General features: G+C 65.2%; 16 protein-coding genes. 10 read left to right on the forward strand and 6 right to left on the reverse strand.

What is annotated here, in order from left to right; translation table 11 throughout:
* Nucleotides 1-9 precede the first annotated feature (9 nt).
* The gene (locus LB557_RS28305; RefSeq protein ID WP_224643082.1) at nt 10-1,254 is read right to left on the reverse strand and encodes an RNA polymerase sigma factor; all 1,245 of its coding nucleotides are present in this window, start codon (nt 1,252-1,254) and stop codon (nt 10-12) included.
* A 7-nt stretch (nt 1,255-1,261) separates the two neighbouring features.
* The gene (locus LB557_RS28310; protein ID WP_015314786.1) at nt 1,262-1,630 is read right to left on the reverse strand and encodes a YciI family protein; all 369 of its coding nucleotides are present in this window, start codon (nt 1,628-1,630) and stop codon (nt 1,262-1,264) included.
* A gap of 256 nt (nt 1,631-1,886) precedes the next feature.
* Here LB557_RS28310 and LB557_RS28315 point away from each other — a divergent pair, with 256 nt between their 5' ends.
* From LB557_RS28315 to LB557_RS28325, 3 genes are all read left to right on the forward strand, one after another.
* The gene (locus LB557_RS28315) at nt 1,887-2,846 is read left to right on the forward strand and encodes a TAXI family TRAP transporter solute-binding subunit (protein WP_224643065.1); all 960 of its coding nucleotides are present in this window, start codon (nt 1,887-1,889) and stop codon (nt 2,844-2,846) included.
* 60 nt (nt 2,847-2,906) lie between these two features.
* Nucleotides 2,907-5,018 (forward strand): TRAP transporter permease, encoded by a 2,112-nt coding sequence (locus LB557_RS28320; protein ID WP_224643066.1) that lies wholly within the window; start codon nt 2,907-2,909, stop codon nt 5,016-5,018.
* A 76-nt stretch (nt 5,019-5,094) separates the two neighbouring features.
* Entirely contained in the window at nt 5,095-5,478 is a 384-nt protein-coding gene (locus tag LB557_RS28325) for a DUF1850 domain-containing protein (protein WP_224643067.1), read from the forward strand.
* Nucleotides 5,479-5,649: 171 nt separating this feature from the next.
* Here LB557_RS28325 and LB557_RS31665 read toward each other — a convergent pair whose 3' ends face one another.
* Together LB557_RS31665 and LB557_RS28330 are read right to left on the reverse strand one after the other, a co-directional pair.
* A complete protein-coding gene (locus LB557_RS31665) occupies nt 5,650-5,775 on the reverse strand; it encodes a hypothetical protein (RefSeq protein WP_263484918.1) in 126 nt (41 codons plus the stop codon).
* A gap of 2 nt (nt 5,776-5,777) precedes the next feature.
* Nucleotides 5,778-5,918 carry a hypothetical protein gene (locus tag LB557_RS28330; RefSeq protein ID WP_015314782.1) on the reverse strand — a complete coding sequence of 47 codons (141 nt, stop codon included), beginning with the start codon at nt 5,916-5,918 and terminating at the stop codon, nt 5,778-5,780.
* Between the two features lie 401 nt (nt 5,919-6,319).
* On the opposite strand from LB557_RS28330, the gene LB557_RS28335 reads away from it, so the two are divergent.
* The 3 genes from LB557_RS28335 to ligD all read left to right on the forward strand — a co-directional run bounded on the left by LB557_RS28335 (nt 6,320) and on the right by ligD (nt 10,361).
* Nucleotides 6,320-6,826: a ferritin-like domain-containing protein gene (locus LB557_RS28335; RefSeq protein ID WP_015314781.1), complete on the forward strand. Its 507-nt coding sequence runs from the start codon at nt 6,320-6,322 to the stop codon at nt 6,824-6,826.
* Nucleotides 6,827-6,935: 109 nt separating this feature from the next.
* On the forward strand, nt 6,936-7,811 hold the full coding sequence (locus tag LB557_RS28340; protein WP_224643068.1) for a Ku protein: 876 nt from the start codon (nt 6,936-6,938) through the stop codon (nt 7,809-7,811).
* A gap of 9 nt (nt 7,812-7,820) precedes the next feature.
* Nucleotides 7,821-10,361 (forward strand): DNA ligase D, encoded by a 2,541-nt coding sequence (ligD, locus tag LB557_RS28345; RefSeq protein WP_224643069.1) that lies wholly within the window; start codon nt 7,821-7,823, stop codon nt 10,359-10,361.
* A 23-nt stretch (nt 10,362-10,384) separates the two neighbouring features.
* Here the strand turns inward: ligD and LB557_RS28350 are convergent, their stop codons facing one another.
* A complete protein-coding gene (locus LB557_RS28350; protein ID WP_224643070.1) occupies nt 10,385-11,059 on the reverse strand; it encodes an ArsR/SmtB family transcription factor in 675 nt (224 codons plus the stop codon).
* Nucleotides 11,060-11,208: 149 nt separating this feature from the next.
* On the opposite strand from LB557_RS28350, the gene LB557_RS28355 reads away from it, so the two are divergent.
* The 3 genes from LB557_RS28355 to LB557_RS28370 all read left to right on the forward strand — a co-directional run bounded on the left by LB557_RS28355 (nt 11,209) and on the right by LB557_RS28370 (nt 12,103).
* Nucleotides 11,209-11,343, forward strand: a complete 135-nt coding sequence (locus tag LB557_RS28355; protein ID WP_224643071.1) for a DUF1127 domain-containing protein — start codon at nt 11,209-11,211, stop codon at nt 11,341-11,343.
* Nucleotides 11,344-11,429: 86 nt separating this feature from the next.
* Entirely contained in the window at nt 11,430-11,762 is a 333-nt protein-coding gene (locus LB557_RS28365) for an NIPSNAP family protein (protein ID WP_140660347.1), read from the forward strand.
* A complete protein-coding gene (locus LB557_RS28370) occupies nt 11,759-12,103 on the forward strand; it encodes an antibiotic biosynthesis monooxygenase family protein (protein WP_224643073.1) in 345 nt (114 codons plus the stop codon). Before LB557_RS28365 ends, LB557_RS28370 begins: the two co-directional genes overlap by 4 nt.
* A 133-nt stretch (nt 12,104-12,236) precedes the next feature.
* Here the strand turns inward: LB557_RS28370 and mbfA are convergent, their stop codons facing one another.
* On the reverse strand, nt 12,237-13,220 hold the full coding sequence (gene mbfA, locus LB557_RS28375; protein ID WP_140618116.1) for an iron exporter MbfA: 984 nt from the start codon (nt 13,218-13,220) through the stop codon (nt 12,237-12,239).
* Nucleotides 13,221-13,389: 169 nt separating this feature from the next.
* Between mbfA and LB557_RS28380 the strand changes: the two genes are divergently transcribed.
* The gene (locus LB557_RS28380) at nt 13,390-13,713 is read left to right on the forward strand and encodes a hypothetical protein (RefSeq protein ID WP_224643074.1); all 324 of its coding nucleotides are present in this window, start codon (nt 13,390-13,392) and stop codon (nt 13,711-13,713) included.
* The last annotated feature ends 35 nt before the right edge of the window (nt 13,714-13,748 follow it).

Here is a 13,748-nt window from a genome sequence, read left to right on the forward strand (position 1 = left end):
CCCGGGAGCTCATTGGATGAGAGCGGCGCGTCTTGCCTGCAGGAAGCGGCGCACCGCCGGATCGCGCTCTAAGCCGATCGCCCGATCATAGGCCTCGAGCGCCTGCGGTGCCTGGCCGAGCCTGGCCAGCAGGCCGGCCCGCGCGGCCCAGTAGGGCTGGTAGTCATTGAGCCGCTTGTCGTCTCCCAGCACGTAAAGAGCCGCCAACCCCGCCACCGCGCCCTCGGTCTCTGCGATCGCCACCGCGCGGTTGATCGCCACGACCGGTGATCCCGCGATCGAGAACAGCGCTTCGTAGAGCGCGCGGATCGCCGCCCAGTCGGTGCGGCCGCTCAGTCGTCGCGCCACATGCGCCGACTGGACCGCCGCCTCGAGCTGATAGCGGCCGATCGTGCCCATGGCGGCGGCACGGCGGAGCAGCGCTTCGGCCTCGTCAACCAGGGCGTGATCCCACAGTGCATGGTCCTGCTCGGCGAGCGGCACATACTCTCCGGCCGTGTCGCGACGCGCGGCGCGGCGCGCTTCGGCGAACAGCATCAGCGACAGCAGGCCCAGCGCTTCCGGCTCTTGCGGCAGCAGCGAGGCCACCAGCCGGCCGAGCCAGATGCCTTCGGTGGCGAGGTTCCGGCGCCGCGTCTCGGTACCGGCCGGATCGGACCAGCCCTCGGCGAAAGCGGCGTAGATTGCCTCCAGCACCGCGTCCAGCCTTTCGCCGAGTTCGGCTCGCTCCGGTACGCGGAACGGAATGCCGGTCTCGCGGATGCGGCTCTTGGCGCGCACCAGGCGCTGCCCCATCGTTGACGGCGAGAGCAGGAAAGCGGAAGCGATCGTCGCGGCATCGAAGCCGAGGATGGTCTGCAGGATCAGCGGCGCCCGCACGCCGGGTTCGATCGCCGGATGGGCGCAGGCGAACATCAGCCGCAATCGTTCGTCGGGCAGGTCCTCATCGGTCATGCGCGCCTCCGCCTCCTCGGCAATCAGCTTGAGATGGTCGCGGCCGGCTTCGCTGGTCAGCCGCCGCCGCACCGCATCGACACGCCGCCGCCTTGCCACCGCGAGCAGCCAGGCTTCCGGCTTTTCCGGCACGCCGGAGCGCGGCCAGCGTTCAAGCGCCGCCGCAAAGGCGTCGGCCAGAGCATCCTCCGCGGCAGCCACGTCGCGCGTGCGCGCCGCCAGCCAGGCGACCAGCTTGCCGTAGCTCTGCCGGGCGGCCGTCTCGGCGGCCACCCGGGCGATTTCGGGGCGTGTGTCCATCACGCCGTCATTTCCTGGGCAGATAGTCGGCCATTTCCCAGATCGGCCGCACCTCGACAGTCCCGGTGCTGGCCGCCGGACAGCGCGCCGCCCAGGCGATCGCGGCGTCGGCGTCCTCGGCCTCGATCATGTAGAAGCCGGCAAGCTGCTCCTTGGTGTCGGCATAGGGGCCGTCGAGCACGCTGGTCTTGCCGTCAGTCATCCGGACCAGGGTGGTCGCCTGGCTCGGGCGCAGCCTGTCGCCGGCCAGCCAGGTGCCGGACTTCTTCAGCGCTTCCGTGTAGGCGTCATAGGCGGCGCTCATCTGATAGGTCGCCTCGGTCGGCACGTTCGCCATCGCGGCTTCGTCGGCGTAAATCATAAGCATGTATCGCATGGGTCTTCTCCCGTGGTTTCGAAGGCCGCTTCGTTGCGGGCCGAACGTATGTCGCGCGACCTTGGCCGATTTCGACAGGCGCTGGAAAAACTTTCGGCTCCGGCCGCGCCTTGTGCAAGCGGGCATATGTTTGGCGACACTCTCAACCATTCGTCTAACGAGCGGAATTGCGGGTTGGCATTTCCCCTCCGCTGTCTAAACTCGCCCGGTTCGCGTCAGGGAGGCGATGCGGCCAATATTTCAGGGAGGAAACCGGATGTTGAATTTCAGGACGAAATTTGTTGCTGCCGGCGCGATGGCGCTTTCCCTTGGCCTTGGCGCGGTGTCGGCCACCGCGCAGGAATTCATCAACGTGCTGACCGGCGGAACTTCGGGCGTCTATTATCCGCTCGGCGTGGCACTGTCGGAAATCTACGGCAAGGGCATCGAGGGCGCCCGCACCCAGGTGCAGGCGACCAAGGCCTCGGTCGAGAACCTCAACCTCCTGCAGCAGGGCAAGGGCGAGATCGCGTTCGCGCTCGGCGATTCCGTCAAAATGGCCGCCGAGGGCAATGCCGAGGCCGGCTTCCCCGGCAAGCTCGACAAGCTGCGCGGCATCGCCGCCATCTATCCCAATTACATCCAGATCGTCGCCAGCCAGGAATCCGGCATCAAGACGCTCGCCGACCTCAAGGGCAAGAGCTTGTCGGTGGGCGCGCCGGCATCGGGCACCGAGCTCAACGCGCGGGCCATCTTCGCCGCCGCCGGGCTGAAATACGAGGACCTCGGCCGCGTCGAATATCTGCCCTTCGCCGAATCGGTCGAGCTGATCAAGAACCGCCAGCTCGACGCCACGCTGCAATCGGCCGGGCTGGGCGTCGCCTCGATCCGCGATCTCGCCACCTCGCTGCCGATCAATGTCGTTGCGGTGCCGGCCGAAGACGTCGCCAAGATCGGCTCGCCCTATCTGTCGGTCGTCATTCCCAAGGGCACCTATGAGGGCCAGACTGAGGATGTCGCGACCGCCGCCGTCGGCAATTTCCTCATCACCCGGGCCGATGTCTCGGATGAGACCGCCTACCAGATGACCAAGCAGATGTTCGAGCATCTCGACCAGCTTGCCGCCGCGCACGCCGCCGCCAAGGCGATCGACCCGGCCAAGGCGCTCGACGGCATGCCGGTGCCGCTGCATCCGGGCGCGGAGAAATACTACAGGGAAAAAGGGCTGTTGAAGTAGGTTGGCCCGCCAATCCGATATGTCCTTGCACTGCAATTCGCTCGTCTTGGAGTCGATCGGATGAGCGAAGCGATGCCTGCAACGATCACCGACGGGAAATCCTCTACCCTTGCCGAGGAAGAACCTATCGAAGGACTGCCGCCGGGTTTCGGCGACGGCATCGCCGGCAAGGCGGCCTTCGCCATCGCGGTCGCCTTTTCCGCCTTCCAGATCTACATCGCCGCCTATGGCAGCCTGCCGAGCCAGGTGGTGCGGGCCATGCATGTCGGTTTCCTGCTGCTGCTCGGCTTCGGCCTGATCGCCAATCTGCGCGCCACCAGCCTGCCGGCCAAGGCCGCGTTCTGGACGCTGGGCGTGCTCGGCTTCGGCACCGGCCTGTACAATTGGGTGTTCTATACCGACCTCATCCGGCGCTCCGGCTTCCTCACCACGCCGGACCTGATCGTCGGCGCGGTGCTGGTGGTGCTGGTCTTCGAGGCGGCGCGCCGGCTGATGGGGCTGCCGCTGGCGGCCATCGCCTTCATCTTTCTCGCCTATTGCTTCGTCGGCAATCATCTGCCGCCGCCCTTCATCCATCGCGGCTATGACTTCGCCCAGCTGGTCGACACCTTCGCCTACGGCACCGAAGGCATTTACGGCACGCCGATCTATGTCTCGGCCGCCTATATCTTCATCTTCGTCGTCTTTGCCGCCTTCCTCGAACGCGCCGGGATGATCGCGCTGTTCAACGATTTCGCGCTCGGCCTGGTCGGCACCTGGCGCGGCGGCCCGGCGCAGGTCTGCGTGCTGTCCTCGGCGCTGATGGGCACCATTTCCGGTTCCGGCGTCGCCAATGTGGTGGCCAGCGGCCAGTTCACGATTCCCTTGATGAAGCGCTTCGGCTTCCGCTCGGCCTTCGCCGGCGCCGTCGAGGCGACCTCCTCGATGGGCGGCCAGATCATGCCGCCGGTGATGGGCGCGGTCGCCTTCATCATGGCCGAGACGCTGAACATCCCCTATGCCGATGTGGTCAAGGCGGCCATCATCCCGGCGCTGCTCTATTTCGGCGCGTGTTTCTGGCAGGTGCATCTGGAGGCAGGCAAGGCCGGCCTGCGTGGCATGGCCAAGGCGGACCTGCCCAACCCCTGGGGCGCGGTGCGACAGCACTGGCCGCTGGTGCTGCCGCTGGCGGCGCTGATCTATCTGCTGTTCGCCGGCTACACACCTGTCTTCGCGGGTACGATGGGCCTGGCGCTGACCATCGTGCTGATCCTCGGCACGCCGCTGGCGGCGCTGATCGGGCCGCTCGCCTTCCGCGTCGTCTTCTGGCTGGCGCTGGGGCTTGCCGCCGCCTCCTTCATGAAATTCGGCGTCAACATCCTCAGCCTTGTCATCGCCGCACTCGTCATTGCCTGCCTTGCCTTCAGGGGTGGCCGCGAGACGCTGCGGATCTGCATCGATTCACTTGCCGAAGGCGCCAAGAACGCGCTGCCGGTCGGCATTGCCTGCGCCGTCGTCGGCATCGTCATCGGCACGCTGACGCTGACCGGCATCGCCTCGACCTTCATCGGCTGGATCATCTCGATCGGCGAGAACAATCTGTTCCTGTCGCTGGTGCTGACCATGCTGACCTGCCTGGTGCTCGGCATGGGCATCCCGACCATCCCCAACTACATCATCACCTCGTCGCTGGCCGGGCCGGCGCTGCTATCGCTCGGCGTGCCGCTGGTGGTCAGCCACATGTTCGTCTTCTATTTCGGCATCATGGCCGACCTGACGCCGCCGGTGGCGTTGGCCGCCTTTGCCGCCGCACCGATGGCCAAGGAGAGCGGCCTCAAGATCGGTATCCAGGCGACAAAACTAGCCATTGCCGGTTTCGTCGTTCCGTTCATGGCGGTCTACACGCCGGCGCTGATGCTGCAGGACGCCGGACCGATCGCCGCCCAGTTCGGTTATCCCGTCGAGGTCACCTACATCGTTCTCAAGGCCTGCATGGGCATCGTGCTGTGGGGCGCCGCCGCCGTCGGCTTCCTTGCCACGCGCATGGCCTGGTGGGAACGGCTGGTCGCCTTCGCCGCCGGCGTGCTGCTGGTGGCGGCGGTGCCGCTGACCGACGAGACCGGCTGGGCGCTGTCGCTGGCCTGGATCGGCTGGCATGTCTGGCGTGCCCGGCAGGCGCCGGCCAGGGCATGATCCCGAAGCGAAGGTCGGCGAACGCAAAATGCGGCACCCGGCTGGCGGCGGCGATCCTGCTCAGGCGAGACACCGCATGAGCCTGTGCATCCTCGCCGCCGGCAAGAGCGTGACGCTCGGCGTTGCCGCCTTCACCCTGTCCTGGACGCATTCGGTGGAGCGGACACGCTGGGAGGAAGACTGGAAGGTGACGCCCTCCGGCCTGCAAGTGGTCGAGGCCCGTATCAAGGGCTCGGGTGCCGGCATGGAGCCGCCGGAAGGTGCCGTGCTGAAGGATGGCTGGTGGGCCTATGCGCCTAAGGTCGGGCCACAGCCCCGTCTCGTGCTGGCGGCCTCCGGCGCGACGGCCGGTGGCTGGACGCTGTGCACGTCCCAGGATTGCCGCGAACTGGGTAAGGCGGCGGGCGGCGCGATTGTGCTCCAACCCTGTGTGGCCGATCGCTTGAGCCGGCCGCGGTAGCGCGCATTCATCCGATTGGCCGCAACCAGGCGCGACGCTCTCGAAGAGGATCAGCGACTGCACCGAAGGGTTCAGAGGGACGGCTTGCGTGGGATGGCTCGTCCGCGGACGCGCGGTCACGCTGGCCTCGGCTGCTTATGTCCTATGACACCAAGCCAGCCGATGGCGGCATCAAAGACGCGGCGTTGCCGCACGCCGGCGGTCGGCCAGGACAGGGCGTTCGGCGCGATAGGCGGTGGCGCGGCTGTCGGCGTCCGGCCTGCAGATGCGGCTGTTGTGGCGGCTTTCGAAGCTCATGGTCAGTGCGCGCCCAGCGACGTGCCGCGACGGGCGCAGGCCGGACCGGGGCCACGCATGTAATAGCGCTCGGGCCGATAGGTCGGCGCGACGAATTCGCGGATAGCGGCGGCATAGCCGATGAGTTGCGTGAGGAAGTTCATTTTACCTGGTCCCTGTCCCGATTTTCGGACGTCCCTTCCGAAGTGCGAGAACGATAGCATCGAGGCGTGAATACTCAGTGAACGTGATGTTAATTTTTGGTCGAAAACCCGTCGCTTCATGGCCGGATTGCGGCTGATTCGGGGTGTTTCGACGCCTTTTGTCACCATTTCGGTTGGTGTGACTTTTGCATCACATATGTTTCGTTTGAATGTCGCCTTGGCGCGCTTGTGTTTCAACTTTCGTGCCGCCCGGGAATTTCCTGCCGTGCGGCCGCGAGCGCTCGGAACCGGCCCCACCAATGGACGTTGAGTTCCAAGAACCGGCATTGCCGGCTCACAGGCACTGCCCAGGCAAGGCCGGGATCTCCCGAACAAGCAAGAGCAATGGAAAGGTTGAAATCATGGGCTTCTTTTCGAAGGACATCAAAACGCTGGACGACCTCTTCGTGCACACGCTGCGCGACATCTATTATGCCGAAAAGCAGATCGAGAAGGCGCTGCCGAAGATGGTCGACAAGGCAACCGATCCGCAATTGAAGGCCGGCTTCGAAAAACACCTCGAGCAGACCAAGGGCCATATCGAACGCGTCGAGCAGGTGTTCGAGCTGCATGGCGTCAAGGCCAAGCAGGTCAACTGCCCGGCCATCGACGGCATTCTCGAGGAGGCCGACGACGTCAGCGGCGATGTCGACGACAAGGACGTTCTGGATGCCGCGCTGATCGCCTCCGCGCAGGCCGTCGAGCACTATGAAATGACCCGCTACGGCACCTTGATCGCCTGGGCCAAGCAGCTCGGCCGCAGCGACTGCGCCAATGTGCTGGCCAAGAATCTCAAGGAAGAGCAGGCGACGGATCGCAAGCTGACCGAAATCGCGGAAAGCAAGATCAACCTGCAGGCCGCCGAATAGGGGCTGAAGGCCGGGGCCGGCGGCAACCGCGCCGGCCCCGGCCCGACCGGGTTGGAACCGAGCGGGGTGGTCGCCCGTTCCAGCTGATCTTTCTCACGGGGAAATCATCATGGCGCCGCGCCCGGCCTGGAAAGGCTATCTGAAGCTCTCGCTGGTCACCTGCGCCATCGAACTGACCAACGTGGTCACCCATGCCGACAAGGTCTCGTTCCACATCCTGAACCGCAAGACCGGCAATACGGTGAAGCGGATCTATGTCGACGCCGAGACCGGCAAACCGGTCGAGGACGGCGACGAGATCAAGGGATACGAGATCGAAAAGGGCGACTTCGTCCATATAGAGGAGGACGAGATCGAGGCGGTGCAGATCGAAACCTCGCACACGATGAGCCTCGACGGCTTCGTCGACAAATCCTCGATCCGGCAGATCTATCTCGACACCCCCTACTATGTCGCGCCGGCCGACAAGGTTTCGGAGGAGGCGTTCGCCGTCATCCGCGACGCGATGGCGGGCAAGAAGATGGCCGGGCTGGCGCGCATCGTCCTTTATCGACGCGAGCGTCCGGTGGTCATCGAGCCGCTCGGCAAGGGCATGGTGCTGACCACGCTGCGCTACGACAACACGGTGCGCCAGCCGGAGACCGTCTTCGGCGACATCGAGGCGGTGAAGACCGACCAGGAGATGACCGATCTGGCCGAGCTCATCATTGACAAGAAGAAGACCAGGTTCGATCCCTCGAAATTCGACGACAAATATGAGGAAGCCCTGCTCGAGCTGATCCGCGCCAAGAAGGCGGGGCACAAGGCGCCCAAGGCCAAGGAGGCGCCCAAACCCTCCAATGTCGTCAACCTGTTCGACGCGCTGAAGAAGAGCTTGTCGTCGGATTCGGGTTCAGGACAAACCAAGTCGTCCCCGGCGAAAGCCAAGCCGGCGGCCAAACGTGCCAAGGCGAAAAGCGTTGCGCCGAAGCGCAAATCGGCCTGAGGATACGAGATGGCCAGCAGCCTCGAACAGTATCATTCGAAGCGTGACTTCAAGAAGACCGCCGAGCCGGCGGGCAAGGTTGCGCGCGGCAAGAAGGACGGCGGCATCTTCGTCGTCCAGAAGCATGCCGCCACAAGGCTGCATTACGATTTTCGCCTCGAGCATGACGGCGTGCTGTGGAGCTGGGCGGTGACGCGCGGCCCGAGCCTCGATCCGCACGAAAAGCGGCTGGCCGTGCATGTCGAGGATCATCCCATCGACTATGCCGGCTTCGAAGGCACCATCCCCAAGGGCGAATATGGCGGCGGCTCGGTCCTCGTCTGGGACGAGGGCACCTGGATGCCCGAGGGCGATCCGGCCAAGATGATGGCGAAGGGGCACATCAACTTCGAGCTCGAGGGCCACAAGCTGCGTGGCAAGTGGCATCTGGTGCGGCTGCGGCCGCGGCCCGGCGAAAAACGCGACAACTGGCTGCTGATCAAGTCGGACGATGCCGCCGCACGCCCCGGCGAGGATATTCTGCAAGACGAACCGAAATCGGTGAAATCAGGCCTGACGATCGAGGAGGTCGGCGAAGGCAAGGCGGCCAAGGGCGAGAAGCCGAAGGTCTGGCATTCGAACAAGCCGGCCGCCGGCAAGGCCAAGACCGGCGGCAAGAAGCTCGATTTCATCGAGCCGCAGCTCGCCACGCTGGAGCGCGACGCACCGTCGGGCCAGGACTGGCTGCATGAGGTGAAGTTCGACGGCTACCGCATGCAGGCGCAGATCGCCGGCACCGACGTTCGGCTCCTGACCCGCACCGGGCTGGACTGGACGGAAAAATTCGGCGGCGAGATCACGGCCGAACTCGCCGGGCTGAAATGCAGCGACGCCATCCTCGACGGCGAGATCGTCGTGCTGGCCGACAGCGGGGTATCGTCCTTCGCGCTGCTGCAGCAGGATCTGTCGGCGAAGCGGACGAACCGGTTCATCTATTACGTCTTCGACCTGATGCGGCTCGACGGCAAGGATTTGCGCCGCGAGCCGCTGGTCGAGCGCAAGCAGGCCCTGCTGGCGCTGCTCGGCGAGCCGTCCGACACCGCGGCGGTGCGTTTCTCCGACCATTTTGCCGAACCCGGCAAGATCATGCTGGAACATGCCTGCCGCATGGGGCTGGAAGGCGTCGTCTCAAAACGCGCCGATGCGCCCTACCGGAGCGGGCGCGGTCCGGCATGGGTCAAATCGAAATGCACGGCACGGCAGGAATTCGTCATTGGCGGCTATCTGCCGTCGGACAAGACCGGGCGCGGCCTGCGCTCGCTGCTGGTCGGCTATTTCGAAGGCGGCAGCCTGCACTATGCCGGCCGTGTCGGCACCGGCTTCTCCACCAAGAGCGCCAACGACCTGAAGAAGAAGCTCGATGCGCTGAAGGCGGACGCCTCGCCCTTCGATGCGGCCGTGCCGAAGGGCAAGGGCCTGGTCTGGGTCAAGCCGGAACTGGTCGGCGAAGTGGAGTTTCGCAGCTGGACGTCGGACCGTATAATACGCCATGCTTCGTTCCAGGGGCTGCGCGAGGACAAGCCGGCGGAGGAAGTCGTGCAGGAAAAGCCCAATGCAACGGGAACAGGGGCAACGGGAACCAAGACAGCGACAGGCAAAAGCCCCGCCAAGGCCAAGCCGGCGGCAGGCAGCGCCAATACGGCAGCACCGGCGGCGAAAACCAGCGTGAAGCTCTCCCACCCGGACAAGCTTCTGTGGCCCGACGAAAAGATCTCGAAGCAGGCCCTGCTCGATCACTACGCGCTGGTATGGCCGCGCATGAAGCAATTCGTGGTCGACCGCCCGCTCAGCCTGGTCAGGGCGCCCGATGGTGTCGGCGGCCAGCGCTTCTTCCAGAAGCATGCCTCGCCCGGCATGCATGCGAAGATCGAGAAGACCAAGGATCCCACGGATGGCGAGGAAATCCTGTTCATCCGCGATTTCGACGGCATCGCGGCGCTGGTCCAGCTCGGCGTGGTCGAGATCCACATCTGGGGCTGCACCATCGACAAGCTTGAACAGCCCGACCAGATCGTCTTCGACCTCGACCCCGACGAGGGCGTCGATGTGAAGGCGGTGCGCGAGGCGGCGCTCGACATCAGGGGCAAGCTCGACGAGCTGTCGCTGCCCAATTTCGTCAAGACATCGGGCGGCAAGGGCTTTCACGTCGTCGTTCCGCTGAAGCCGTCGGCGGATTGGGCCGAGGTCAAAGGCTTCGCCCATGATTTCGCCAGGGCGCTGGAGCAAGGCGCGCCGGATCGCTACACCGCGACGCTGTCGAAGAAGGCGCGCACGGGGAAGATCTTCGTCGACTACCTGCGCAACGGCAGCGGCGCGACCACCGTCGCGCCCTACTCCTCGCGCGCCAAGAAGGGCGCGACGGTGTCGATGCCGGTGACCTGGGCCGAGATCGAGGCCGGCCTGCCGCCGAACGCCTTCCCGATCGGCGACAAGACGACGCTGAAACGGCTCTCGGAAGCCGATCCGTGGGTGGATTTCTTCAAGAAGGGCAAAGTGCTGAAGCGGGGGTAGCTCGACTCTCGGCGCCGCCGACCTCACCCCAAAAACACCCTCTCGAACGCCTGCTTGCCCGGCGGCGAGAAAATCACCGCGCGGCTGTCCTTCTCGCGGCGCGCCCATTTCTCGGCAAGGATCTTGTCGAGGATGGCGGCGCCCAGCGTCCCGGCGAGGTGCGAGCGCCGCACGCTCCAGTCGAGGCAGGCGCGGCACACCGGCCGCCGAGGCTCGGTGTAGACATCGATGCCGATCGCCGCGAAATGCGATGCGGCGGACGGCCCGAGCCTGATCTCCTTGTCGTTGCGGACCAGTATGTTTTTCTCCACAAGGCGGTCCAGCATCGCAACGGCCTGCTCGCCCGCAAGGTGATCGTAGCAGACGCGCGCGACGCGCATCGCGCCGTCGCGCGGGCCCGGCCGCACGCGCTTGGGGCCAACGGCTTCCGCAACGCCGGTGATGGCCTCGATCATGCCGGCCACTTGCGGGCCGGCCAGACCGTAATAGCGATGCCGGCCCTGGCTGGCCAAGGTCAGCAGCCCGCCCTCCATCAGCTTGGACAGATGCGAGGAGGCGGTCGGCAGCGACACGCCGGCCTCCAGCGCCAGTTCGCTCGCGGTCAATGCCGTGCCGCCCATCAGGGCGTTCAGCATGTTGGCGCGGGCCGGATCGCCGACCAGGCTGGCGATGCGGGCAATGTCGGGTCCTTCACGCATGGTTTGATCCTCATCGAAGCATTCTTGTCAGATAACCATTATTCTCCGACGGGATCAAGGAGACGAGGATGGCCGCACGAATCGCTTTCACCCCCGAACCGGTGCCCCGCCGCCAATAGTTCCCGTTCGTCACCTGGGTCCGCTCACGGTTGCTGGCCCGCTGGTATGACCGCCATGCGCAGCGCCGCGACCTCTCGGAGATCGACGACCACCTGCTGCGTGACCTCGGCCTGACACGGGAGGATGTGCGCCGCGAATGCGCGAAATCCTTCTGGCAGGTGTGATCGCCAACTCATCTGCCTAGCAGATCGGGTGGCACGACGTTTCGACGCCGCCCGAACTGTCGCCGCTAAACACCAAGGAGCCGACCATGACCATCACCTGCTTCATCCGCTATGAGATCGACCCGTTCGGCAAGGCCGCCTTCGAGGAGTATGCCCGCAACTGGGGTCAGGCCATTCCGCGCTGCGGCGCCGATCTGATCGGCTATTTCGTGCCGCATGAGGGCTCGGCCACGACGGCCTATGCCGCCTACAACATCGAAAGCCTCGCCGCCTACGAAGCCTACCGCGCCCGGCTTGCCGCAGACCCCGCCGGCAAGGCAAACTATGAATTCGCCAAGCGCGAACGCTTCATCCTCAAGGAGGACCGCATGTTCCTGAAACTGGCTTCCGGCCCGCATGCGCCGCTGGTCAAGCTATGATCGCCGTCATCTTCGAGGTGCAGCCTGCGCAGGGCCGGCGCGAGGCCTATCTGAGCATAGCCGCCGCCCTGCGTCCGCTGCTCGACGGCATTGACGGCTTCATCTCCGTCGAGCGCTTCCAGAGCCTGGCCGACCCGAACCGGGTGCTGTCGCTGTCGTTCTGGCGCGACGAGGAGGCGGTGAAGGCCTGGCGCAACACCGAAGAGCACCGGCAGGCGCAGCGGGCCGGGCGCGGCGGTATCTTTGCCGGCTATCGATTGCGGATCGCGCACGTGGTGCGCGACTACGGACTGGCCGAGAGGGACGAGGCGCCAGCGGACAGCCGGGCCGTGAATGGGTGAGAGTTATTGGGCTGACGTTGGCGCCGCCCAGCGTTGGGAGCCAGCGCTGCAGCCAGCCTCCTTCTCCCCGTCACTATACGGGGAGAAGTGCCCGGCAGGGCGATGAGGGGCAGCGCTGACCTCGCCACTTTGTTTACGCATTCCCGATCAGCACGCCCGCCGCGAACACCAGGGCGCCGCCCAGCACCACCTGGAAGGCGGCGCGCAGGAACGGGGTCTGCATGTAGCGGTTCTGGACGAAGGCGATGGCCCACAGTTCGAAGAACACCACCACGGCGGCTACCGCCGTCGCGGTCCAGAAATGCGGGATGAGATAGGGCAGCGCGTGGCCGAGGCCGCCGAGCGTCGTCATGACGCCGACGGTCAGGCCGCGCTTGATCGGCGAACCCCTGCCCGACAGCTTGCCGTCGTCGGAAGCGACCTCGGTGAAACCCATCGAGATGCCGGCGCCGATCGAGGCGGCGAGACCGACCAGAAGCGTCTGCCAGGTGTCATGGGTGGCAAAGGCGGCGGCGAAGATCGGCGCCAGCGTCGACACCGACCCGTCCATCAGCCCGGCCAGGCCCGGCTGCACATAGGTGAGGATGAACTGGCGCTGCTCGGCGGTCGCCTCCTCGACCTTGACTTCGCCCGGCACATGTTTCTGTTCCAGCGCATGCGCCGAGCTTTCATGGCCCTGTTCGGCCGCGGCCAGATCATCGAGCAGTTTGCGGGTCGAGGCGTCGGTGGTGCGCTTGGCCGCCTCGACATAGAACAGGTAGGCCTGCCGCTCCATCGCCTCGGCCTGGCGGCGCACGGCCTCGATGCCGAGCGGCCGCACCAGCCAGTCGGGCTTGCGCTCGAAATAGCCCCTCACATGTTCACGGCGGATCAGCGGAATGCGCTCGCCGAAACGCTTGCGGAAGAGTTCGATCAGCGAGTCGCGATGGCCGTCTTCTTCCTCGGCCATGGCCTCGAAGAGTTTGGCCGATTGCGGAAAAGTCTCGGACAATCCGTCCGCATAGGCTCGGTAGATACGCCCGTCATCCTCCTCCGATGAAATGGCCAGCGCCAGGATCTCCTGTTCGGAGAGCGATTCGAAGGAGCGGCGGCCGAAGCCGAAAACACGGGAAAGCATGAGGAAATCACCCTAGTTTAGAATTGTTCTAAACTATGATTTGCAACGTCCTTGGTCAATCGTGCGCTTGGCCACGGTCAAGAATAGTTGAGCCGGCACCGGGCATCCCTCTTCATTATCAGCGAATGTTTACCTATATATCGGGCCAAGCCAAAAAAGGAACGAGCTGATGACGGCCAAGAAGCCTCCGCACCCCTACGACCCGAAACCGGTCCTCGATCTCATCGCCAGCATCGAGGCCGACCTGCAGCGTCTGAAGGGGCTGGTCGAGCACCAGATCGAGAAATTCGACCCCGCCAACCCGCACAATAAGGCACCCGACGGCAAGCTGACCGAGGAAGGCGTCGAGTGCTGCTACCGCATGTTCGACGAGGGCAAGTCGCGCTATTCGGTCGCCCAGCAGATGAAGATCTCGTTTGCCGCCGCCACGCATCGGTTCAACAATTGGCGCAAGCTGGGCGGCAGCAAGCGGCAGCGGACATTGCTGGGGTGAATTTCGATATGCGGGCGTGACGGCCGCAACGCAGG

It is taken from the genome of Mesorhizobium sp. BR115XR7A (genome assembly GCF_020165315.1).
GTDB classification, from domain to species: domain Bacteria; phylum Pseudomonadota; class Alphaproteobacteria; order Rhizobiales; family Rhizobiaceae; genus Mesorhizobium; species Mesorhizobium australicum.

Coding starts and splice junctions, on each gene's coding strand:
- LB557_RS28315 (WP_224643065.1), top strand. CDS start 1,887: ATGTTGAATTTCAGGACGAAATTTGTTGCTGCCGGCGCGATGGCGCTT.
- LB557_RS28320 (WP_224643066.1), top strand. CDS start 2,907: ATGAGCGAAGCGATGCCTGCAACGATCACCGACGGGAAATCCTCTACC.
- LB557_RS28340 (WP_224643068.1), top strand. CDS start 6,936: ATGGCGCCGCGCCCGGCCTGGAAAGGCTATCTGAAGCTCTCGCTGGTC.
- ligD (WP_224643069.1), top strand. CDS start 7,821: ATGGCCAGCAGCCTCGAACAGTATCATTCGAAGCGTGACTTCAAGAAG.
- LB557_RS28380 (WP_224643074.1), top strand. CDS start 13,390: ATGACGGCCAAGAAGCCTCCGCACCCCTACGACCCGAAACCGGTCCTC.
- LB557_RS28305 (WP_224643082.1), bottom strand. CDS start 1,254: ATGGACACACGCCCCGAAATCGCCCGGGTGGCCGCCGAGACGGCCGCC.
- LB557_RS28350 (WP_224643070.1), bottom strand. CDS start 11,059: ATGCGTGAAGGACCCGACATTGCCCGCATCGCCAGCCTGGTCGGCGAT.
- LB557_RS28330 (WP_015314782.1), bottom strand. CDS start 5,918: ATGAACTTCCTCACGCAACTCATCGGCTATGCCGCCGCTATCCGCGAA.
- LB557_RS28370 (WP_224643073.1), top strand. CDS start 11,759: ATGATCGCCGTCATCTTCGAGGTGCAGCCTGCGCAGGGCCGGCGCGAG.
- LB557_RS28325 (WP_224643067.1), top strand. CDS start 5,095: ATGAGCCTGTGCATCCTCGCCGCCGGCAAGAGCGTGACGCTCGGCGTT.
- LB557_RS28335 (WP_015314781.1), top strand. CDS start 6,320: ATGGGCTTCTTTTCGAAGGACATCAAAACGCTGGACGACCTCTTCGTG.
- LB557_RS28365 (WP_140660347.1), top strand. CDS start 11,430: ATGACCATCACCTGCTTCATCCGCTATGAGATCGACCCGTTCGGCAAG.
- LB557_RS28310 (WP_015314786.1), bottom strand. CDS start 1,630: ATGCGATACATGCTTATGATTTACGCCGACGAAGCCGCGATGGCGAAC.
- LB557_RS31665 (WP_263484918.1), bottom strand. CDS start 5,775: ATGAGCTTCGAAAGCCGCCACAACAGCCGCATCTGCAGGCCGGACGCC.
- mbfA (WP_140618116.1), bottom strand. CDS start 13,220: ATGCTTTCCCGTGTTTTCGGCTTCGGCCGCCGCTCCTTCGAATCGCTC.